This is a genomic window from Priestia sp. ABM2_011, from assembly GCF_056158845.1.
In genome coordinates, this window is record NZ_JBSWUB010000001.1 from 245,001 (window position 1) to 268,111 (window position 23,111).

The following is a 23,111-nucleotide window of genomic DNA, read 5'->3' on the forward strand; positions in this document are numbered from 1 at the left end:
TCGTCTCCTAAACGGATGACTTTGACACCTTGTGTGTTACGGCCCATTTGTGAAATATCTGAAACAGAAACACGGATAAGAACGCCGCTTACTGTGATAAGCATAATATCTTCTTCTTGAGATACGCATTTCAGTGCGACAACATCACCATTTTTATCAGTGATATTACATGTTCTTAAACCTTTACCGCCTCTTGTTTGTACACGATATTCCTCAATCGGCGTACGTTTTCCGTAACCATTTTTCGTAATGATCAAGATATCTGATTGTTCTTCGAGAATCTCCATACCGATTACTTCATCTTCTGAATCGAGAGTAATCCCTTTAACTCCAGTAGCTGTACGTCCCATTGAACGAACATCATTTTCATTAAAACGAATTAACATACCCTTCTTCGTTCCAATAACCATATCGCGCTTACCATCTGTCAATTTAACAGAAATCAATTCATCTTCTTCTCTTAAATTCAAGGCGATAAGTCCGCTATTTCGAATGTTCTCAAAAGAAGATAAAGGTGTACGCTTAGAAATTCCTTGTTTTGTAGTAAAGAATAGATACCAATCGTCTACAAATTCATCGACGCGAATGATGGCATTTACCCATTCACCTTTGTCTACTTCTAATAAGTTAATAATAGGTATCCCTTTAGCCGTTCTTCCATACTCTGGAATTTCGTATCCTTTCGTACGGTAAACTTTTCCCTTATTTGTAAAGAAGAGAATCGTATCATGAGTAGACGTTGTTAGAAGATGTTCAACGAAATCATCTTCGTTTGTATTCATTCCTTGAATACCTCTTCCGCCTCTTCGCTGACTCTTATACGTAGAAACAGGCAAACGTTTAATATAGCCGTTGTGCGTTAAGCTAATAACAATATCTTGGCGAGGAATGGAATCCTCGTCTTCGATAATTTCAGCTCCTCCGCTTACGATTTCTGTTCGACGGCCGTCATTGAATCTTTCTTTTACTTCTATTAGTTCTTCTCTAATAATTTCTAATACTTTTTCTTCATCTGCTAAAATAGCTTTTAATTCAGCAATTAGCGCTAATAAAGATTGATATTCCGCTTCAATCTTCTCTCGCTCTAATCCTGTTAAACGCTGCAGACGCATATCCAAAATAGCTTGCGCTTGTTTTTCAGATAACGAAAACTGCGTCATTAATCCTTCACGTGCAATATCTGTTGTTTGAGAACCTCTAATTAAAGCAATAACAGCATCTAAATTATCAAGAGCAATCTTTAAACCTTCTAAAATATGCGCGCGTGCTTCGGCTTTTCGAAGTTCAAATTCAGTACGACGACGAATCACCACTACCTGATGGTCTAAATAGTACTGTAGACATTGCTTTAAGTTCAATACTTTTGGCTGTCCATCTACTAATGCAAGAGTATTAATACCAAAACTTGTTTGAAGAGATGTCTGCTTATATAAGTTATTTAATAAAACATTTGCATTTGCATCACGTCTTACTTCAATAACAATACGCATACCCGAACGGTCAGACTCATCTCGTAAGTCCGTAATTCCATCAATCTTCTTATCACGAGCTAGCTCGGCAATTTTTTCAATTAGCTTTGCTTTATTTACTTGGTATGGAAGTTCATGAACAATAATAGTTTGTTTACCATTGTTTTGTTCTTCAATTTCTACTTTTGCGCGAACAATAATAGAACCTTTCCCAGTTTCATAAGCTTTACGAATCCCGCTGCGGCCAAGAATTTGTCCTGCAGTTGGGAAATCCGGTCCTGGAATAATCTCCATTAACTCTGCAATTGTGATATCAGGGTCTTGACTTACAGCTAAAACGCCGTCAATGACTTCCCCTAACTGATGCGGAGGAATATTTGTCGCCATACCTACCGCAATTCCGGCTGAACCGTTTACAAGTAAATTTGGAAATCTAGCAGGTAATACAATTGGTTCACGTTCAGAACCGTCATAGTTATCTTGATAATCAATTGTATCTTTATTGATGTCACGTAACAGTTCCATCGAAACTTTTGACATTCTTGCTTCTGTATAACGCATAGCTGCTGCTGCATCTCCATCAACAGATCCAAAGTTTCCATGACCGTCAATTAGCATATAACGATAGCTAAAATCTTGTGCCATACGAACCATTGTTTCATATACAGCTGAGTCACCGTGTGGGTGATACTTACCAATTACTTCTCCTACGATACGAGCTGATTTTTTATATGGCTTATCCGATCCCATACCTAAATCATTCATTGCATATAAAATACGACGGTGCACGGGCTTAAGTCCGTCTCTTACATCTGGTAAAGCACGCGATACAATTACGCTCATTGCATAATCTAAAAAGGATGCGCGCATTTCTTGACTAATATTTACTTCTCTTATTTGAGAGTTTGGTTTATCTGACATCGATAAGAACCTCCTTCGCGAAGTTCAGTATAGTAATTCATATATATGTAAACGCAGGATAGAACCTATCTCTATCCTGACGTTTATATACCCTTTATAAAAAATATAAAGGGTATTACCGTTCATTTAAATATCGAGATTTTTTACGTACTGAGCATTTTCTTCAATGAAATTACGGCGCGGTTCTACTTTGTCGCCCATTAAAATTTCAAATGTCTCATCAGCTTCAATTGCGTCTTGCAAGTTCACCTGAAGAAGGGTACGGAATTCTGGATCCATTGTTGTTTCCCATAATTGTTCAGGATTCATCTCTCCTAGACCTTTGTAACGCTGAAGGTTTGGTTTTGCGCCTTCAGGGAAAGAAGCTAATACCTCTTCTAATTGACGATCGTTGTACGCGTACTCTACTTTTTTACCTTGTGAAACTTTGTAAAGCGGCGGCTGGGCAATGTACACATATCCGTGCTCAATAATCTGTCTCATATAGCGATAGAAGAACGTTAGAAGAAGCGTACGAATATGCGCACCATCTACGTCTGCATCTGTCATAATCACAATTTTATGGTAGCGGGCTTTCGAAATATCAAAATCGTCACCAATACCCGTTCCTAGAGCGGTAATGATTGTACGAATTTCGTTATTAGATAAAATTTTATCTAAACGCGCTTTCTCTACGTTGATAATTTTACCGCGCAAAGGCAAAATAGCTTGGAAATGGCGGCTTCTTCCCTGCTTAGCTGAACCTCCGGCAGAGTCACCCTCTACTACATAGAGTTCGCTAATAGAAGGATCTTTTGATGAACAATCTGCTAATTTACCCGGTAAGTTTGAAATTTCAAGCGCGCTTTTACGTCTTGTAAGCTCACGAGCTTTTTTAGCTGCCATTCTTGCTCTTGCAGCCATTAAACCTTTTTCAATTACCTTTTTCGCCACAATAGGGTTCTCTAGCAAGTAAGTTTCTAAGTGTTCTGCAAACACAGAGTCAGTAATTGTTCTTGCTTCACTATTTCCCAGCTTTGTTTTTGTTTGTCCTTCAAACTGCGGATCTGGGTGCTTAATAGAGATAATAGCTGTAATTCCTTCACGAACATCTTCACCCGTTAAATTGGCGTCACTATCTTTAAATACGCTGTTTTTACGTGCATAGTCGTTAATTACACGCGTTAACGCTGTTTTAAATCCTGCTTCGTGCGTTCCACCTTCATATGTGTGAATGTTGTTTGCGAAAGAATATAAATTACTTGTGTAGCTATCGTTATATTGAATAGCAATTTCTACAGAAATGTTGTCTCGATTACCTTCAATATAGATCGGCTCTTCGTGAATCACTTCTTTCGAACGGTTTAAGTGTTCAACGTAAGACTTAATTCCGCCTTCGTAATGGTATTCACGTCTTTTATCTTCTTCACGTTTGTCTTCAATCGTAATTTTAATGCCGCGGTTTAAGAAAGCTAACTCACGCAGACGATTAGCTAACGTATCAAAATCGTATTCAAGCGTTTCTGTAAAAATTTCACCGTCTGGATGGAATTGAATAACAGTACCTGTTTTATCTGTTTCTCCAACTACTTTTAAGTCAGCAGCCGGTACACCTCGTTCATATTTTTGATAATGAACTTTACCGTCACGATGTACGTGTACTTCCAAAGAGGTAGAAAGTGCGTTAACAACTGAGGCACCTACACCGTGTAATCCACCAGATACTTTATAGCCGCCGCCGCCAAATTTACCTCCGGCATGAAGAACCGTTAAGATAACTTCAACGGCAGGTCTGCCCATTTTTTCTTGAATACCAACTGGAATTCCACGACCGTTATCTTTGACTGTAATACTATTATCCTTTTCGATAATAACATTAATTTCATCGCAATAGCCGGCCAGCGCTTCATCAATACTATTATCTACAATTTCCCATACAAGATGATGTAAACCCTTTGCGCTCGTTGATCCAATATACATCCCCGGACGTTTACGAACAGCTTCTAATCCTTCTAATACTTGTATCTGATCAGCTTCATATGCTTGTACTTCTTTTTGTTCCATCGTCAAATGTATCACCTACACTTTTTTTTAACAGCAAACTGCTGTATTTATCATTTTGTATTATGTTTTTCGAATATTATGTGGAAATAATACGGAGCCTTTAATGTATTTGCCATTTGTTTACTTATGCACAAAATTTTCATAATCGAGGGTACGAGTTGAAATATATAGACTTAAAACTATAATGATATCATATTTCAGTTAGATTGCCTTGTGAAAAGTTTTTAGACAGATCAATTGCTATTTGACCTTTTGAATTTGGCCAACTTCTACATGATATGTAGCGGCTTTTTCTAAGGTCTCGTGATGAATTCCTTCAATGCTCGTTGTCGTTACAAACGTCTGAACTTTTCCTTGGATGGTATTTAGCAAGTGTGATTGACGAAAATCATCTAATTCAGACAATACGTCATCTAAAAGCAAAATTGGATATTCACCTACTTCTTGATGAATTAACTCAATTTCAGCAAGCTTTAACGATAAAGCAGTCGTCCGCTGTTGCCCTTGTGAACCAAATGTTTGAACGTCTTTTTCATTAACGTAGAAAAGAAGATCATCACGGTGTGGTCCTGCTAAGGTGACACCTCTATCAATTTCTCTACTTTTTATTTTATCAAACTTTTGATGATATGCTTCTAACATTTTCGACAAATCTGCATCTTCTGATACATCAATTGAATTCTTATACTCAATTTTTAATGTTTCTAAGTCTCGACTGATCCCTTTATGAATAGGCTCTGCCCACTGTTGGAGTAACTGTAAAAACTCAAAACGTTTTTTTAAGATTTTCGCTGCCATTTCACTTAACTGTAACGTAAGTACGTCTAAAAGTGAAAGATCCGTTTGTTTTTTTGTCTGCAGCTGCTTCAAATATTGATTTCTTTGCTGCAAAATCTTTTGATACCTGCTTAAATCATGCATGTAAACAGGCGAAACTTGACCAATTTCCATATCGATAAATTTGCGCCTTACTTGCGGACTCCCTTTAACTAGGTTCAAATCCTCCGGAGCAAACATGACAGTGTTAATTGACCCTATATATTGACTGAGTTTTTTCTGCTCAATGTGATTATATTTTGCTTTTTTCCCTTTTGTTGAGATGACTAAATCCAGTGTAACGGGCCCTCTATGCTTTTCTACAATGCCCGATAGCTTTGCATACTCACAGTCCCATTTAATTAATTCTTTATCGTTGGACGTACGATGAGATTTAGCCATAGATAATACGAAGATCGATTCCATCACGTTTGTTTTACCCTGTGCGTTTTCACCCAAAATGACGTTTACTTTATTTTCAAAGGGAATCGTTGTCTTCGTATAGTTTCGGTAATTTGTTAAAGTAATTTCTTTAATATACAAACGTTTCACCAACTTTAAGTAATAACAACAAATGATCCTGCAGCCGGTATATCCACTTCGTCATTTGCATATAATTTACGTCCGCGGCGCTCTTCTAGCTCCCCGTTCACATATACTTCGTGCTCACTTAAAAACCATTTTACCATTCCACCTGTTTGAATGACGTCTGCTAGTTTTAAAAACTGGCCAAGCGTAATGTATTCAGTTGAAATTTTAACCTCTGTTTTCATGCGACTCTCTCACTTTCTAATGATGTATCTCTATTTTACTAAATAATTCTTCTTGAGAAAAGAAAGCTACTAGTACGGCATGCTAGTAGCTTTCTGAGATTTAATATGTTCGCACTGGTAAAATCAGCTGCAGCATTGAATCATCCTCTAATGTTCGAATGACAAATGGACGCATCGCACCAGTGAAGTTAATTTTGATATCTGTTCCTTCGAGCGCTTTTAATGCGTCTAACATATATTTTGCGCTAAAAGAAATTTTTAATTCTTCTCCTGAGATAGACTGACTTTGTACCTCTTCAATTACTTTTCCGATTTCAGGAGAGTTAGAAGAAATTTCAACAATTCCTTCATCTAGCGTAGATAGTTTTACTACGTTGTTTCTTCCTTCACGAGCTAATAAAGAAGCACGGTCAATCGATTGTAAAAATTCTTTTACGTTCAATATAACATCCGTTTTACTATCGGCTGGGATCAATCTTGAAGTGTCAGGATAATTTCCGTCCAGTAATCTTGAGAAAAATAGTAAGTGTTTTGTTTTGAATAATACTTGATTTTCCGTGATAACGATGTCTACTAATTCATGAGAATCATCAAGGATCTTACTGAATTCACTTAAACTTTTACCTGGAATAACCACATTATACGTTGCTTCATTTCCAGTTTCAATGGTCGCTTTTCGCAAAGCTAGACGATGACTGTCAGTGGCAATACACGTTAATTCTTTGCCGTCGACTTTCCAGTTTACACCTGTCAAGATAGGTCGTGTTTCTGAGGTGGACACTGCAAAGACAGTTTGTCGAATCATGTTTTTTAATAAGTCTGTCGGTAATCTAAACATGTTGTTTTCTTCGATTGTGGCAAATGAGGATACTCTTCTGCATCTAAACCATTTAAGTTAAATTCAGCTTTTCCTGAACGAATGATTGTTAAAAAGTGACTTTGGACGTCCAATTCTACGATGTCTTTAGGAAGCTTTTTGACGATTTCACTAAAGAAACGAGCTGGGAGAACAACGCTTCCTGGTTTTTGGATATCAACAATCTCTTTTCCTTCTTCCTCGTTTGGAATAAACGATTCAATAGAGATATCGGAATCACTTCCGGTTAAAGTAACACCTTCTTCAGTCGCTACAATTTTAATCCCTGTTAAAATTGGAATTGTTGTTCTAGAAGATACAGCTTTCATAACGTCTTGAACGCTTTGAACTAGGTAGTCTTTCTGTATGATAAATTTCATAATAATTAATCCTCCTTAAAAGTAGGTTTAAAAGCTTATTATTTATTATATTTTAAGATAGTAGTAGTAATAGGGGCTGTGGAAATGTGGATAACCCCTAAAAACGTGAGAACACAGCCTATCCACATGTGGACAGACTGTGTACAATCCTAACTCACTTATACACAAAATACAAGTAAAAAAAGCCTATATTTTTAGTGATTCACTTATTTCTTTAATTTGTTTTTGTAGGTCAGTATCTGTTTGAACAAGTTTTGAGATTTTTTCATGAGCATGGATGACCGTAGTATGGTCTCGCCCGCCAAACTCTTCTCCAATTTTAGGAAGCGAAAAATCCGTTAGTTCGCGAGAAAGGTACATGGCAATTTGTCGAGGAAACGCTACTGACTTTGTACGTTTCTTCGCTTTGAAATCATCTAATTTTATATTAAATTCTTGTCCAACAATCTGTTGGATATCTTGAATCGTAATAACCCTAGGTTTTGAACTAGGAATGATATCTTTTAATGCTTCTGCTGCTAAATCAGCGTTTATATCTTTATTAATTAGTGAAGAATAAGCTACTACGCGAATAAGCGCTCCTTCTAATTCTCTGATATTTGAATCAATCTGATTGGCGATATAAAGCATAACTTCATTTGGAATAACTAAGCCGTCCGCTTTTGCTTTTTTACGCAAAATAGCAATTCGTGTTTCCAAATCTGGTGGTGTGATGTCTGTAATAAGGCCCCATTCAAAGCGAGAACGAAGTCGATCTTCAAGTGTAGGAATTTCTTTCGGCGGTCGATCACTTGAGATGACAATCTGCTTGCTTTCTTCATGAAGCGTATTAAACGTATGGAAAAATTCTTCTTGTGTCTGCTCTTTACCCGCTAAGAATTGAATATCATCAATCAGTAAAACATCTACATTGCGGTATTTGTTGCGGAATTCTACTGCTTTATTGTCACGAATAGAGTTAATAAACTCATTTGTGAATTTTTCAGATGATAAGTACACGACTTTAGCAGCAGGATTATGATCTAACACATAGTGGCCTATTGCGTGCATTAAGTGTGTTTTACCTAATCCTACTCCCCCGTAAATAAAAAGCGGATTATACGCTTTAGCCGGCGCCTCTGCTACTGCTAAAGAAGCTGCATGGGCAAAACGATTCCCAGATCCGATAACAAATGTATCAAAGGTATACTTCGAATTTAGCATACTTTGAGGGAATTCTGCTCCTTCGTCTTTATTGACTTTCTTTTTAGGAGTTTGAATATCGAATTCTTCCTCGGCCTGGTTAGGAGGAATAATAAATTTCACATCTAACTCTTCCCCCGTAAGGTCGTAAAGTGTTTCAGCAATTAAATTAGAATACCTAGATTCTAACCAGTCCCGTGCAAAATCATTAGGCGCAGTAATAATGAGCGTGTCTCCTTGCAAAGCATGAGCTTTTGTCGATTTGAGCCAGGTTTCAAAACTAGGTTTGCTTAATTTTTTTTCAATTTGATCTAAAGCTCTGTTCCATAAATCATGAATGTTTTCCAACGAGTAACCCCTCCTTTTTCTAGTTTTCATGCGCTTTGTACAACCCTTGTACAACCTGTACAAAACCTTATGCATAAAAAATTTATATTTATACAATTGCTATTATGTGGGTAAATATATATTATAGAAGAAAGCCGACTATTCGACAGATTCCACATGGTGTGGATAACTTTATACAGTGATAGTGGAAATGATGTCCACAAGTTGTCCACAGTTTGTGGATAAAAACCAACTGTGGAAAAGTAATTAAGAGTGAAAACAAAAATATAATATCAAAGAATTCGGCATGATGCAATGAATTTTCGAAACTTATCCACAATCACTACACCTTGTGGAGAAAAGTTTTCCACAACACAAGATAGTGTGCATGAGTTGTCGATAAGAAATGGAAAAGTAGAAAAATGTCGAAAAAACTTATCCACAAAGGTTTAAGAGAAGAATTTGAATAAAAAAGAGGCTTTTTATAACATTTATTGTTGTAGTTTTGTTCAGTAACGATGCGATCGCAGCTGGTAGAGAAAGAAAAAGAGATGAAAAGGAAAAATTTTTTCTTTAATAAATCAATGAATTTTATTGATTAGGTATAGACAATTGGGTTATAAAGATATTAGAATGAAGAAGATTGAGTAAAACAGATAATGAAACCAAGAGATTGAAAATTTTATTTTTTAAATAACATTGACATCTTCTTAGTCTTTTCATTATAATTGCAAGGACTGTCTTTTTCAGTTATTCCTCGAGGAGGTGTTTATAGATGAAAAGAACTTACCAACCAAACAAACGTAAGCACAGTAAAGTACACGGTTTCCGCGCTCGTATGAGCTCAGCGAATGGACGTAAAGTTTTAGCTCGTCGTCGTCGTAAAGGAAGAAAAGTATTATCAGCATAATAGACCACTGACGCCAGTGGTCTTTTTTCGCTTTCTAAGGCTAAAATCACCTCTGTTCCTGTAGGGACTACATAAAAGCATGACCTGAAAAAGGGCAGGAGTTGTTAAAAATGAAAAAAAGATATCGTATAAAAAAGAATGATGAATTTCAAACCGTTTTTAAAAAGGGCAAGTCCGTAGCGAATCGCCAATTTGTCTTGTATGTTCTAGACAAACCGGATCAAGAACATTTCCGCGTAGGATTCTCCGTGGGCAAAAAGATTGGAAATGCCGTGACTCGTAATCGAGTTAAGCGCCTTGCTAAACAAATTATGTTTGAATTCACACCGTATTTAAAGCAAGACAAAGATTATATTGTAATTGCAAGGCAGCCTGCTGCAACAATGAGCTATGAAGAAATTAAAAGCAGTTTGCAGCATGTCTTTAAGCGTGGCAAATTACTTACACATAGACAAAACGATTAATAAACAATAGAAGAAAAGCCTTTAATAGCTGTTGTTTTTCTACCGCATCCTTATATAATGGATTTTGACGCACTTTCAGAATTGAAAGGTGAACATGTAGAAGGAGGAAAAACAGGTGAAGAAGAAGTTGTTTTTAGGGATAACGCTTATCTTTCTATTAACTGTTTTAGCGGGTTGTACGGAAATGAACCAACCTATTACAGATGATAGTAAAGGTTTTTGGAATGAGTATGTTGTGTATCCGCTGTCATTAGTCATTACGTATCTGGCGGAGGTATTTAAAAGCTATGGAGTTGCGATCATCGTTGTCACGATCCTGATTCGCTTACTTATTCTACCGCTTATGATCAAACAGATGAGAAACACGAAAGCAATGCAGATGCTTCAGCCCGAAATGCAGAAGTTAAAGGAGAAGTACAGTTCAAAAGATGCCCAGACGCAGCAGCAATTGCAGAAAGAAACGATGGCATTATTCCAAACTTACGGAGTAAATCCTTTAGCTGGGTGCTTCCCAATTCTAATTCAAATGCCCATTCTTATTGGGATTTTCCACGCGATTACACGAACTTCGGAAATCGCAAACAACAGCTTTTTATGGTTTGATTTAGGTGCGCGTGATCCGCTATTTATCTTACCAATTGTCGCAGGAATCACAACGTTTATTCAGCAAAAGATGATGATGGCCGGAAATGCAAATCAAAATCCTCAAATGGCTATGATGCTTTGGATTATGCCGATCATGATTGTGGTTTTTGCAATCAATTTTCCAGCCGCCTTATCTCTTTATTGGGTAGTGGGAAATCTATTTATGATTATTCAAACCTACTTCATTAAAGGGCCAGACTTAAAACAAGCGAATATTGAAGGGGTTAAAAAATGAACGAAATCACAATTACGGCCCAGACGATTGAAGCTGCTGTTCAAGAAGCATTAAATGCTTTAGAAGTAGAGCGAAATCAAACAAATGTAGAAATAATTGAACCAGGTAAAAAAGGATTTTTAGGAATCTTTAAGGGAAAACCCGCAGTTGTAAAAGTTACAAAAATAGTTGACCCTGTAGAGGAAGCGGTTCATTTTATTACAAATGTTAGCCGTGAAATGGGGATTTCGATTCATACGAACGTCAAAAAAACCTCCAGAAACTGCATAATTGAGATTAGTAGCGATTCAGCGGGAATGTTGATTGGAAAACATGGACAAACCCTCAATGCGCTCCAGCTTCTCACACAATTGGTAGCTAATCGATACAGTCAGCAATTTTTAAATGTTGTCTTAAATCCAGAAGGCTACCGGGAAAAACGAAAAGAAATGGTCGAAAAACTGGCATTAAAAATAGCTAATCAGGCGATTAAAACGAATCGATCTGTTCAACTAGAACCAATGCCTTCCCATGAAAGAAAAATGATTCACCAAGCGTTAGCTAAAAATTCTTTAGTTGAGACACAATCCGTTGGCAAAGAACCCAAAAGAAGTATTTTGGTTCAGCCAGTTGCCAAAAAGCACTAGCAAAATAAGCTAGTGCTTTTTTATATGCTTATTTTTATCGATCCAGCGTTCAAAAAAATCAAGATGCATACGTTGTTATTCACATGTGGATAAGTTAAAATAGTACATACTGCCTGTTTTTCTTGCTGTGCATAACAGAAGAACGTTAGAGATGTTCCAAATCGGTGAATTGTGGTATTCTATTTATTTGGTTCATACAAATCACGGGCCTTAAAATAGATGTTTTTGTTCGTAGAAAATTGTTAACGATGATAGTATATAACATCGTTTAAAATAAAAGGTTTATAAAATGAAATGAGGTGAAGTTGGTGCTAGATTTTGATACAATTGCGGCCATTTCTACACCAATGGGAGAAGGAGCTATTGCCATCGTCCGCCTGAGTGGTGAAGAAGCAATTACGATTGCAGATCGTATCTTTAAAAGCGTTTCGAATAAACGATTAACAGACGTAGCTTCTCATACTATTCACTACGGTCATATCGTAGATCCCAAGACGGAGCAAGTCGTTGAAGAAGTGATGCTTTCCATTATGAAAGGTCCCAAGACATTTACTAGAGAAGACATTATTGAAATTAACTGTCACGGAGGAATTGTATCCGTTAATCGTGTGCTGCAGTTAGTTATTGCAAATGGTGCCCGTTTAGCCGAGCCAGGTGAGTTTACAAAACGAGCATTTTTAAATGGTCGAGTAGACTTATCACAAGCAGAAGCTGTAATGGATTTAATTCGTGCCAAAACAGATAAAGCGATGAATATGGCAATTGGCCAAATGGAAGGGCGTTTGTCCAAGCTAGTACGTCATTTACGCCAGGAAATTCTCGAAACACTTGCCCATGTAGAAGTGAACATTGACTATCCAGAATATGACGATGTAGAGGAAATGACTCACCAAGTGTTGATCGAAAAAGCTTCAAATGTACGCCAAGAAATTGATAAGCTTCTTCAAACCTCTCATCAAGGGAAAATTTTAAGAGAAGGATTAGCTACGGTTATTATTGGACGTCCTAATGTAGGGAAATCTTCTCTTCTAAATAGTTTAGTGCAAGATGCAAAGGCTATTGTCACAGACATTCCTGGAACGACGCGAGATGTGATCGAAGAGTACGTTAATGTGCGAGGAGTTCCTCTACGATTAGTTGATACAGCTGGAATTCGTGAAACAGAAGATATTGTAGAACGAATTGGTGTGGAACGCTCCCGTCAGTATTTGAAAGAAGCGGATTTAATTTTGCTTGTGTTGAATTTCAATGAAGAATTAACGGACGAAGATAAAAAGCTATTTGAAGCTGTAGAAGGCATGGACGTTATTGTCATTGTGAATAAAACAGATCTTGAGCAAAAAATTAATCTAGAGGAAGTGCAGCAATTTGCTGGTGATCATCCAGTAGTGACGACTTCGCTTCTTCAAGAACAAGGAGTGGATCAGCTTGAAGAAGCAATCGCAGCTCTTTTCTTTGAAGGAACAATTGAATCTCAAGATTTAACATATTTATCTAATACGAGACATATTGCGCTTTTAACGCAAGCAAGAGGAGCTATCGATGAGGCCATCACAGGTATTGAAAGTGGTGTTCCAATCGATATTGTCCAAATTGATTTAACAAGAACGTGGGAACTATTAGGTGAAATTATTGGTGATGCTGTTCACGAAAGCTTAATTGATCAGTTGTTCTCTCAATTCTGTTTAGGAAAATAGATTATTAAAGGAGGCTACTATTATGCAATATGAAGGTGGACAATATGATGTTATTGTCATTGGAGCAGGTCATGCAGGATGTGAAGCGGCGCTTGCTTCTGCGCGTATGGGTGCTAAAACGTTAACGTTGACCATCAACTTAGACATGGTGGCGTTTATGCCCTGCAATCCTTCTGTAGGTGGTCCTGCAAAAGGTATTGTCGTACGTGAAATTGATGCTCTTGGCGGAGAAATGGGTAGAAATATCGATAAGACTCATATTCAAATGAGAATGTTAAACACAGGAAAAGGTCCGGCTGTTCGAGCACTTAGAGCTCAAGCAGATAAATTTGCTTATCAGCATGAAATGAAAAAAACGTTAGAAAATGAAGAAAACCTAACCCTTATGCAAGGCATGGTAGAACAGTTAATCGTAGAAGACGCTGTATGTACAGGTGTTGTCACTCAAACGGGAGCTGTGTATAAAGCTAAAACAGTTGTTATTACGACAGGAACATTCTTACGCGGGGAAATTATTTTAGGTGAACTAAAATACTCAAGCGGTCCTAACAATCAACAACCGGCTATTAAGCTTTCTGAACACTTAGAGGAGTTAGGACTGGACATGGTCCGTTTTAAAACAGGAACTCCACCTCGTGTTAATAGCTCAACTATCGATTACAGCAAAACGGAGATTCAGCCTGGGGATGATGTGCCTCGTGCTTTCTCATATGAAACAACACAGTACATTACAGATCAATTGCCTTGCTGGTTAACATATACAAGTGAACAAACGCATCAAATTATTGATGACAACCTCCACTTATCCCCTATGTATTCTGGGATGATCAAAGGTACTGGACCACGCTACTGTCCATCTATTGAAGATAAGGTTGTGCGCTTTAATGATAAACCGCGTCACCAAATTTTCTTAGAGCCAGAAGGACGAAATACGCAAGAAGTATATGTTCAAGGACTATCAACAAGCCTTCCTGAGCACGTACAGCGTCAAATGCTTGCAACAATTCCTGGCCTTGAAAAAGTCCAAATGATGCGTGCGGGCTATGCTATTGAATATGATGCAATTGTTCCGACTCAGTTATGGCCAACGCTGGAAACGAAGAAAATTAAAAATCTTTATACGGCTGGACAAATTAACGGAACGTCTGGTTATGAAGAAGCTGCAGGCCAAGGTCTTCTTGCCGGAATTAACGCGGGAAGAAGAGCGCTGGAACAAGAAGAAGTCATCTTAGGACGTTCTGATGCTTACATCGGTGTATTGGTGGATGATTTAGTAACAAAAGGAACAAATGAACCGTATCGTCTGCTAACATCGCGTGCAGAATATCGTTTATTGCTTCGTCACGACAACGCTGATTTACGCCTCACTGAAATTGGTCGTGAACTAGGATTAATCAGCGATGAGCGCTATGCTAAATTTGAACAAAAGAAAGCGGAAATCGAGCAAGAGAAGAAACGTCTTTTCTCTTTTATTATTAAGCCGAATGAAGCTGTTCAACAACTGATTAAAGAAGCTGGCGGCAGCGAATTAAAAGATGGCATTCGTGCGACAGATTTACTTCGCCGCCCTGAAATGACGTATACTCATATTCATCAATTAGCACCAGCGGATGAGACGGTAGATCCTGAAGTAGCTGAACAAGTAGAAATTCAGGTGAAATACGAAGGATATATTCAGAAATCACTTCAACAAGTTGAACGCTTGAAGAAGTTAGAAAACAAAAAGATTCCTGATTATATCGATTATGATGCAATTAACGGTTTAGCTACAGAAGCCCGTCAAAAATTAAACCAAGTGCGTCCACTAACGGTAGCGCAAGCTTCACGTATTTCTGGAGTCAACCCAGCTGATATTTCAATCTTGCTTGTTTATATTGAACAAGGGCGCATCGCTAAAGTATCAAATGATTAAAACTCTTAGGCGCGAAGAAAGGGAAACTCAATGAATATTCAACAGTTTCAACAGCTATTAGAAGAAAAGGGAATTTCTCTTTCTTCTAAACAGCTGAATCAATTTGAAAAGTATTATCAAGTTTTAGTGGAATGGAACGAAAAAATGAATTTAACTGCTATCACTGATCACGGTGAAGTGTATGAAAAGCATTTTTACGATTCTATTTCAGCTGCTTTTTTTCAAGACTTTACAGAAATTGAATCCATGTGTGATGTAGGAGCAGGAGCAGGATTTCCAAGTATTCCGATCAAAATTTGTTTCCCGCATTTGCATGTAACCATTGTTGATTCGTTACAAAAGCGTATTACGTTTTTGACGCATCTTGTAAATGAGCTTGAACTAGACAATGTCACACTATGTCATGATCGAGCTGAAACATTTGGTAAAAAAGAAACGATTCGCGAGTCATTCGATCTTGTAACAGCAAGAGCCGTGGCACGTATCTCGGTTCTTAATGAATTTTGCTTACCGCTTGTTAAAGAACAAGGACGCTTTTTAGCAATGAAAGGTGCTTCTGCCCCTGAGGAATTAAAAAATGGGGAAAAATCATTTCAAGTATTAGGTGGAAAAGTGAAGTCGATTGAACATTTCCAATTGCCTTTGGAGCAAAGTGAACGTTACATTATTTTAATAGATAAAATAAAGAAAACGCCTAAAAAATATCCTAGAAAACCTGGTACCCCAGTTAAGCTTCCATTAGAGTAGGCGGTAAATAGATAGAGAAGAAAATGTTTCATATGAAACATTTTCTTCTCTATATTTTCTGTTTAGAAAGCAGGATATGATTAAAAAACATCGAATTAGTTTAAGGCGGGATTTTCCTGAAGGTGGTGTGGGACTATGAAATCTGCTTTTTCACGTTTTTTTAATTTAAAAGAAAAAGATGAGGATATTCGTGTAGAGATTGAAACTGTCCAAGATGAAAATGTCGAAAAAGTTTTAAGAGATGAAGTAAAACAAATTAGGGTTTCAAGTATTATTCCGAATCGTTATCAGCCGCGTACTGTGTTTAATGAAGCAAAAATTGAAGAGCTAGCTCTTACTATTCATACACACGGTATTATTCAACCTATTGTTGTTCGACCGACTGAGGGCGAAGAATACGAATTAATTGCTGGAGAACGCCGGTGGAGAGCTGTACAAAGCTTAGGATGGGATACGGTTCCTGCAATTGTGAAACATTTTAACGATACAGAAACGGCCTCTGTGGCTTTAATAGAAAACTTACAACGTGAAGAGCTAACGGCTGTCGAAGAAGCACTAGCCTACGCAAAGTTAATTGAGTTACATAATCTTACCCAAGAGGCATTAGCTCAACGTTTAGGAAAAGGCCAATCCACAATTGCAAATAAGCTTCGTTTGTTAAAGCTTCCTGTTGAAATACAAGAAGCAATCAAACAAAAATTGATTACAGAGCGACATGCGAGAGCGCTCATTCCCCTCAAAAATCAAGAAAAACAACTTCAAGTATTAGCTGAGATTATTGAAAAACAATTAAATGTAAAACAAACGGAAGATCGAGTAGTTAAATTGTTAGAAACGCAGGTTAAAAAGCCAAAAGCAAAAAGAAAAGCGTTTAGTAAAGATACGCGTATCGCAATGAATACAATCCGTCAATCGTTGACAATGGTTAGTGACAGCGGTATTTCATTAAACACAGAAGAAGAAGAGTTTGATGAATATTTTCAGTTTACTATTAAGATTCCGAAAAAATAAAGAAATAGCCCTCATCTTTTTTTGATGAGGCTTTTTTATCAAAGTTTTTCGTCAGAAAATTCAATGAACAATAAAACTGTCTGGACAAATGGGATGGAAATGAAAGTAGGTGACAACATGGGGAAAATTGTGGCAGTTGCGAATCAAAAAGGCGGGGTTGGAAAAACAACAACCGCTGTTAATTTAGGCGCTTGTTTAGCTGAACAAGGAAAAAAGGTTCTACTTGTAGACGGAGATCCACAGGGTAACGCTACGAGTGGAGTTGGCATAGATAAAGCAGATGTAGATGAATGTATTTACAATGTAGTAGTGGAAGATATGGAAGCCAAAAATGTTGTGCGTTCAACAGCCGTCGAAAATTTATCAATCATTCCCGCGACCATTCAATTAGCTGGTGCAGAAATTGAATTAGTGTCGACTATTTCACGTGAAGTTCGACTTAAGAGAGCTTTAGAAACGGTGAAAGATCACTTTGATTATGTTATTATTGATTGTCCCCCTTCTCTTGGTTTACTGACATTAAATGCGTTAACTGCAGCTGATTCTGTTTTAATACCTGTACAGTGTGAATATTATGCGCTTGAAGGATTAAGTCAATTGCTAAATACCGTTAGATTAGTCCAAAAACATTTGAATAATCAACTGCGTATCGAAGGTGTATTGCTTACTATGCTTGACGCACGCACAAATTTGGGACTCCAGGTAACAGCAGAAGTGAAGAAGTACTTTCAGGATCGGGTTTATCAAACGATTATTCCTCGAAATGTTCGTTTGAGCGAAGCACCTAGTCATGGTGAACCAATTATCTTATATGATGCAAAATCTAGAGGGGCCGCAGTTTATACGGAACTTGCAAAGGAAGTGATTTATAATGGCGAAAGGATTAGGGAAAGGAATTAATGCCTTATTTTCAGGCTTAGATGCACAGGCTGATGATTCAATTCAGGAAGTTGCTATTCACGAACTTAGACCCAACCCCTATCAACCACGTAAAACGTTTAATAAAGAAGCAATTAATGAGTTAAAGCAATCCATTTTACATCATGGCATCTTACAGCCTATTGTAGCTCGCAAAAGCATTAAAGGCTATGAAATCTTAGCGGGTGAAAGACGATTTAGAGCTGCTAAAGAAGCTGACCTTGCTACTGTTCCTGTCATTATAAAAGACTTTTCAGAAAAGCAAATGATGGAACTAGCTTTGTTGGAGAATTTACAGCGTGAAGATTTGACGCCAATTGAAGAAGCAACCGCTTATCAATTGCTTATGGATAAGCTCGATATGACACAGGAGCAACTTGCTACACGACTAGGAAAAAGCCGACCTCATATTGCTAACTATGTTCGCCTCTTGCAACTGCCTGAGGAAATTCAAACCCTCATTTCTACTAATGAATTGTCTATGGGACACGGGCGTACGCTAGTCGGTTTAAAAAATAAAGCTCTTCTACCTAAAGTAGTTGAAAAAATACGCAAGGAACAATTAAATGTCAGACAGCTAGAGGCTTATATTGCTCACTTAAATAAAGCCGTTCCACGTGAAACATCAAAAACCAAAAAAGATAAAGATTTATTCATAAAACAAAGTGAAACACAGCTCCGTGAGCGCTTTGGTACCTCTGTTCATATTACACAAAGCAAGAAAAAAGGAAAAATTGAAATCGAATTTTTCTCTAAAGAAGATTTAAACCGTCTTCTTGAATTATTTAATGATCTTTCTCAGACCAATAAATCTTCTGTATAAAAAAGGTTGTCCTAGTTTTAGGACAACCTTTTTTATTGTTTATAGTGTCTTACAGTTTGGTAAACCGGAGAAGCATTAAACTCTTTCTCTCGTTCGTTGTGTACAGTCTCAATGCTTTTCGCAATTAAATCGGCAATGCACATAACAAGATGAAGCCTCGTATTTTGCAAGACGAAAAACTCCATAAATCCGCTCACGTTGACAACCCCTGTTATATGAATATCCCCGACTGGCGGCAATTCTTTATTAACCCCTGCTCCTGGTTTAACGGGTCCTATTCCAAGTGATGCAGAGCCTACGCTTTTCATACGACCTAAACAAGCATCAATTCCAATAATAAAAGGATTCGGGAAAAGCTTTTGAATATGTTTTAACGTTTCTTTCAAATTAACAGCATGAACAGGCTCTTCTAACGTTCCAAAAATATGAAAAGATGAAACCTTTTTTTCATTCAGTTTCGTTCCGACTAATGGACCCAATGAGTCCCCAGTTGAACGGTCCGTTCCAATACATACAAAAACAATTGGTCTGTCTTTCTGTGCTGGAAGTAAAGATAGTAACTGTGTACTCAGCTTCTTTATAGCAGATTCTTCATCATGAAATACGCGGGTTGAATGTTGTGTCTTCTCAAAGAAGGGAGATTTTAAATTCATAGGGTCCACTCCTTATACATAATAGTAACAGTATACGAAGATTTTGAAGATTCTATACATATATTTCATAGATTGGGGGAAAATCGATGTGGAGAGCAGGATGTAAATGGATATTCTTAATTATGGGAACCATGATAGGCGCTGGATATGCTTCAGGGAGAGAGCTATGGCAGTTTTTTGGCGAAGAAAGCGGACTTGCTATTTTTCTATTTTCTATTATTTTTGCGATTTCTTGCAATGTGATTATGCAAATCAGCTATCGCTATCGAACCAATCAATTTTACCCAGTACTAATTGAATTAATAGGAAAGAAATGGGCTGCAGCCTACGACGTTTTAATCGTTTTTTATTTGTTTACGACGACGGTGATTATGATCGCAGGCGGCGGGGCGACATTGGAAATGTGGCATGTTCCTTACTGGTGGGGAATTGGTGCTCTTAGTGCGTTGATTGTCTTTGTTTTTTCAAGAGGATTAAGTGGACTGCTTTCTATCAATTCTTTCGTTATGCCAATCTTAATGATTGGACTAGCTGGCGTACTTCTTACATTTGTTTTACGTCATCCTGGAGTAACTAATTGGCATCTTCAGCATAATTGGCCTGCTGCTTTTACCTTTACGGCTTTGAATATTCTTCCTCTCGTCGCGGTATTATCTACAATTGGAAAGGAAATTAAAAGCAAAAAAGAGATTTATATTGCAAGTGTTGGCAGTGGTTTTTTATTAGGAGGTCTCTCCTTTATTTATAATGAATCACTTATTCAAGTTTCAGGGCTTCTTTCCTCTTATGAAATTCCATTATTCGCTATTCTTAAAGATTTTCCTTATATGATGACGTTTTTAATGAGCATTGTTTTGCTTATCGCAATTTATACGACAGCCGTTTCGGGAATTTTAGGGTTGACCGCGCGTTTTCATACTGAAAAGGTGCAATCTCTTTGGAAACTGGCAGCCTGCTGGCTACTTTTAATGATTCCCTTTACAAAGGTAGGGTTTTCTACTTTGATTGCCGTTTTGTATCCAATGTATGGAATCGTCAATTTATTTCTAGTAACAGCCGTTCTGTTGTATCCATTTCGAAATCGCTACAAAAGTTCGTAGAAACTTGCTACAATAGGTTAAAACTTTCTCATATGCAGATTATGTTACGTTAGGAGCTACATGTAGTATGAATTCGTTGAAGTCGGTTTTTAAGAACGTGTTTGAGCCATTTTTTCAAGAAGAAACGTGGGCACATATTGGAGAGGGATTTATAAAAATTCTGTTGATTCTACTTATTTCCATGTTTTTAATTCGAATTGGAAAGAAAGCGTTAAATAAATTCGTAGAGGTTCGCACAAATAGCCCTCTGCGTATTTCTGAGCGACGAGAAGCTACGATGGTCCGTTTGCTTCAAAATATTTTTTCTTATGCCATTTATTTCGTTGCGGGAGTTATGATTTTAGAAACGTTATCGGTAGATGTCCGTGGATTGCTAGCGGGGGCTGGAATCGTAGGGCTCGCGGTAGGGTTTGGTGCTCAAAACTTAGTGAAAGACATCATCACGGGGTTTTTTATTATCTTTGAAGATCAGTTCTCCGTTGGCGATTATGTTCGAGTAGGAACATTTGAGGGGACTGTGGAAGAAATTGGGTTGCGCACAACGAAGATTAAGAGTTGGACAGGCGAAATTAATATTTTACCCAATGGCAGTATTGTAGAGGTCACTAATTTTTCGTTACATAACAGCGTAGCTTTCGTTGATGTAAGCATTTCTTATGAAGAAAACATACAAAAAGCAGAACAAGTGATTTTAGACCTGTTAGAAGAATTGCCAAGTCGCTATGAAGATATGGTGAAAACGCCTGAACTGCTGGGGGTTCAAAATATCCATGCAACTGAAGTCACAATGAGGATTACAAGCGAAGTAAAACCAATGAGACATTTCCATATTTCTCGTATGATTCGTAAAGAAGTGCGTACAAGGCTAAATGAACATGGAATTGAAGTTCCATTTCCACGTATGGTTATGTATAATCGTACAGAAGAAGCACAGCATTCGTCGACGTTGAAAGGGACATAAGGAGGAGAGAGCTGATGACGGAAAAAGAATTTGGTTTAAATGACGTTGTGGAAATGAAAAAACCTCATCCTTGCGGTACAAATGAATGGAAAATCATTCGAATGGGAATGGATATCCGTATTAAATGTGAAGGCTGCGGCCATAGCGTAATGATTCCAAGACGTGATTTTGCACGTAAAATGAAAAAAATTCTTGTAAAGCATGAGGAATAACCTCATGCATTTTCTATGTTTATGCCTTATACTGTAAGGTGGGACAAAATGAGGCACCTTAACCCCATGCGGTTAAAGGTTCTTTATCAAACTTGTATTTCAAAAGTTGACTCACTATAATTGTGACAGGTTAACTTGTTTCGGATATATAAAGAGGAGTGAATAAATATATGGCTTTAACAGCTGGAATTGTTGGTCTTCCTAACGTTGGAAAATCAACATTATTTAATGCAATTACACAAGCGGGCGCAGAATCTGCGAACTACCCTTTCTGTACGATTGATCCTAACGTAGGTATCGTAGAAGTACCTGATCATCGTCTTCAAAAACTTACAGAGCTTGTAAAACCTAAAAAAACAATCCCAACAGCATTTGAATTCACAGATATCGCTGGAATCGTAAAAGGTGCTAGTAAAGGTGAAGGATTGGGAAATAAATTCTTATCTCATATTCGAGAAGTAGATGCGATTTGTCACGTTGTGCGTTGTTTTGAAGATGAAAACATCACGCACGTTTCAGGAAAAGTAGATCCTATCTCAGATATTGAAACAATTAATTTAGAGTTGATTTTAGCAGATTTAGAAACGGTAGAGAAACGTATTGGCCGTGTTCAAAAAATGGCTAAACAAAAAGATAAAGAAGCAATGTATGAATACGAAATTCTAGAGAAACTAAAGAATGCATTTGAAAGTGATCAGCCAGCTCGTGCTGTATCATTTACAGAAGAACAAATGAAATTAGTAAAACAATTTCACTTGCTAACGATTAAGCCTATTCTTTATGTAGCAAACGTTGCTGAAGATGAAGTAGCCGATGCATCTGCTAACGAATATGTAGCAAAAGTGCGTGAGTATGCGGCAAGCGAAGGTGCAGAAGTAATTGTTGTTTGCGCACGCATTGAATCTGAAATTGCTGAACTTGAAGGAGAAGAAAAAGCAATGTTCCTTGAAGAACTAGGCATTGAACAGTCAGGTCTAGATCAGCTTGTACGTGCAGCGTACGATTTACTTGGATTAGCTACGTACTTTACAGCTGGTGAGCAAGAAGTACGCGCGTGGACGTTTACACAAGGTATGAAAGCTCCTGAGTGTGCAGGTATTATTCATACAGATTTTGAACGTGGATTTATTCGTGCAGAAACGGTGTCATACGAGGATTTATTAGCTGCCAAAACAATGGGAGCAGCTCGTGAAGCTGGAAAAGTACGTTTAGAAGGAAAAGAATACATCGTAAAAGACGGAGACGTTATGCATTTCCGCTTTAACGTATAAGATTAAAAGCCGAAAGAAGATATCTTCTTTCGGCTTTTATCGTTGGCGAAAATATTAGCGTATATTTACGAAACAGCCTGCAATGCATATTGCTTTGCCTAGGGTAGTGTGCTATAATTTTAATTCGTGAGTAATATTTTATTGCTCCTTGCCCGTTTC

The 23,111-nt window shown here is 37.6% G+C and carries 20 protein-coding genes and 1 pseudogene (1 of these 21 only partly in view); 14 read left to right on the forward strand and 7 right to left on the reverse strand.

All coding sequences use genetic code 11. The features are described from left to right. From gyrA to dnaA, 6 genes and pseudogenes are all read right to left on the reverse strand, one after another. A protein-coding gene (gene gyrA / locus ACXAE4_RS01430; RefSeq protein ID WP_475235307.1) for a DNA gyrase subunit A crosses the window boundary here: on the reverse strand, window positions 1-2,390 show its 5' portion. It extends 121 nt beyond the left edge of the window; the window shows 2,390 of its 2,511 coding nt (coding positions 1-2,390); its start codon is at window positions 2,388-2,390; its stop codon lies off the left edge, out of view. A 126-nt stretch (window positions 2,391-2,516) separates the two neighbouring features. Further along, the gene (gyrB, locus tag ACXAE4_RS01435) at window positions 2,517-4,433 is read right to left on the reverse strand and encodes a DNA topoisomerase (ATP-hydrolyzing) subunit B (RefSeq protein ID WP_028411910.1); all 1,917 of its coding nucleotides are present in this window, start codon (window positions 4,431-4,433) and stop codon (window positions 2,517-2,519) included. 240 nt (window positions 4,434-4,673) lie between these two features. Next, window positions 4,674-5,792 (reverse strand): DNA replication/repair protein RecF, encoded by a 1,119-nt coding sequence (gene recF / locus ACXAE4_RS01440; RefSeq protein WP_289578622.1) that lies wholly within the window; start codon window positions 5,790-5,792, stop codon window positions 4,674-4,676. Between the two features lie 14 nt (window positions 5,793-5,806). Beyond that, the gene (yaaA, locus tag ACXAE4_RS01445) at window positions 5,807-6,022 is read right to left on the reverse strand and encodes a S4 domain-containing protein YaaA (RefSeq protein ID WP_013054822.1); all 216 of its coding nucleotides are present in this window, start codon (window positions 6,020-6,022) and stop codon (window positions 5,807-5,809) included. A 100-nt stretch (window positions 6,023-6,122) separates the two neighbouring features. Further along, window positions 6,123-7,258 (reverse strand): annotated as a pseudogene (gene dnaN / locus ACXAE4_RS01450) (DNA polymerase III subunit beta). A gap of 186 nt (window positions 7,259-7,444) precedes the next feature. Continuing rightward, window positions 7,445-8,788: a chromosomal replication initiator protein DnaA gene (gene dnaA, locus ACXAE4_RS01455; protein WP_028411911.1), complete on the reverse strand. Its 1,344-nt coding sequence runs from the start codon at window positions 8,786-8,788 to the stop codon at window positions 7,445-7,447. Between the two features lie 754 nt (window positions 8,789-9,542). Between dnaA and rpmH the strand changes: the two genes are divergently transcribed. The 10 genes from rpmH (at window position 9,543) to ACXAE4_RS01505 (ending at window position 18,755) form a co-directional block, all read left to right on the forward strand. Further along, entirely contained in the window at window positions 9,543-9,677 is a 135-nt protein-coding gene (gene rpmH / locus ACXAE4_RS01460; RefSeq protein WP_013059930.1) for a 50S ribosomal protein L34, read from the forward strand. A 110-nt stretch (window positions 9,678-9,787) separates the two neighbouring features. Continuing rightward, window positions 9,788-10,141: a ribonuclease P protein component gene (gene rnpA / locus ACXAE4_RS01465; RefSeq protein ID WP_013059929.1), complete on the forward strand. Its 354-nt coding sequence runs from the start codon at window positions 9,788-9,790 to the stop codon at window positions 10,139-10,141. A gap of 115 nt (window positions 10,142-10,256) precedes the next feature. Beyond that, on the forward strand, window positions 10,257-11,021 hold the full coding sequence (gene spoIIIJ, locus ACXAE4_RS01470; protein WP_028411912.1) for a YidC family membrane integrase SpoIIIJ: 765 nt from the start codon (window positions 10,257-10,259) through the stop codon (window positions 11,019-11,021). Continuing rightward, entirely contained in the window at window positions 11,018-11,647 is a 630-nt protein-coding gene (gene jag / locus ACXAE4_RS01475) for an RNA-binding cell elongation regulator Jag/EloR (RefSeq protein WP_028411913.1), read from the forward strand. The genes spoIIIJ and jag overlap by 4 nt, the downstream gene beginning before the upstream one ends. A gap of 308 nt (window positions 11,648-11,955) precedes the next feature. Next, window positions 11,956-13,344, forward strand: coding sequence for a tRNA uridine-5-carboxymethylaminomethyl(34) synthesis GTPase MnmE (gene mnmE / locus ACXAE4_RS01480; protein WP_028411914.1), 1,389 nt, complete (start codon window positions 11,956-11,958; stop codon window positions 13,342-13,344). A gap of 22 nt (window positions 13,345-13,366) precedes the next feature. Then, window positions 13,367-15,256, forward strand: coding sequence for a tRNA uridine-5-carboxymethylaminomethyl(34) synthesis enzyme MnmG (gene mnmG, locus ACXAE4_RS01485; protein WP_475235310.1), 1,890 nt, complete (start codon window positions 13,367-13,369; stop codon window positions 15,254-15,256). Window positions 15,257-15,286: 30 nt separating this feature from the next. Then, a complete protein-coding gene (rsmG, locus tag ACXAE4_RS01490) occupies window positions 15,287-16,003 on the forward strand; it encodes a 16S rRNA (guanine(527)-N(7))-methyltransferase RsmG (RefSeq protein WP_013085565.1) in 717 nt (238 codons plus the stop codon). A gap of 135 nt (window positions 16,004-16,138) precedes the next feature. Then, entirely contained in the window at window positions 16,139-17,014 is an 876-nt protein-coding gene (gene noc / locus ACXAE4_RS01495) for a nucleoid occlusion protein (protein ID WP_047749551.1), read from the forward strand. 117 nt (window positions 17,015-17,131) lie between these two features. After that, window positions 17,132-17,914 carry a ParA family protein gene (locus ACXAE4_RS01500; RefSeq protein WP_475235313.1) on the forward strand — a complete coding sequence of 261 codons (783 nt, stop codon included), beginning with the start codon at window positions 17,132-17,134 and terminating at the stop codon, window positions 17,912-17,914. Further along, the gene (locus ACXAE4_RS01505) at window positions 17,886-18,755 is read left to right on the forward strand and encodes a ParB/RepB/Spo0J family partition protein (RefSeq protein ID WP_013059921.1); all 870 of its coding nucleotides are present in this window, start codon (window positions 17,886-17,888) and stop codon (window positions 18,753-18,755) included. The genes ACXAE4_RS01500 and ACXAE4_RS01505 overlap by 29 nt, the downstream gene beginning before the upstream one ends. A 32-nt stretch (window positions 18,756-18,787) precedes the next feature. On the opposite strand, the gene yyaC is transcribed toward ACXAE4_RS01505, so the two are convergent. Then, window positions 18,788-19,408, reverse strand: a complete 621-nt coding sequence (gene yyaC, locus ACXAE4_RS01510) for a spore protease YyaC (RefSeq protein WP_028411915.1) — start codon at window positions 19,406-19,408, stop codon at window positions 18,788-18,790. A gap of 86 nt (window positions 19,409-19,494) precedes the next feature. Here yyaC and ACXAE4_RS01515 point away from each other — a divergent pair, with 86 nt between their 5' ends. From ACXAE4_RS01515 to ychF, 4 genes are all read left to right on the forward strand, one after another. Further along, window positions 19,495-20,508 (forward strand): YkvI family membrane protein, encoded by a 1,014-nt coding sequence (locus ACXAE4_RS01515; RefSeq protein WP_028411916.1) that lies wholly within the window; start codon window positions 19,495-19,497, stop codon window positions 20,506-20,508. Between the two features lie 67 nt (window positions 20,509-20,575). Beyond that, window positions 20,576-21,469, forward strand: a complete 894-nt coding sequence (locus ACXAE4_RS01520) for a mechanosensitive ion channel family protein (RefSeq protein WP_028409761.1) — start codon at window positions 20,576-20,578, stop codon at window positions 21,467-21,469. Window positions 21,470-21,483: 14 nt separating this feature from the next. Continuing rightward, complete coding sequence (locus tag ACXAE4_RS01525) at window positions 21,484-21,681, forward strand: DUF951 domain-containing protein (RefSeq protein WP_013059917.1); 198 nt, start codon at window positions 21,484-21,486, stop codon at window positions 21,679-21,681. 170 nt (window positions 21,682-21,851) lie between these two features. Further along, the gene (gene ychF, locus ACXAE4_RS01530) at window positions 21,852-22,952 is read left to right on the forward strand and encodes a redox-regulated ATPase YchF (RefSeq protein ID WP_028411917.1); all 1,101 of its coding nucleotides are present in this window, start codon (window positions 21,852-21,854) and stop codon (window positions 22,950-22,952) included. Window positions 22,953-23,111 lie beyond the last annotated feature (159 nt).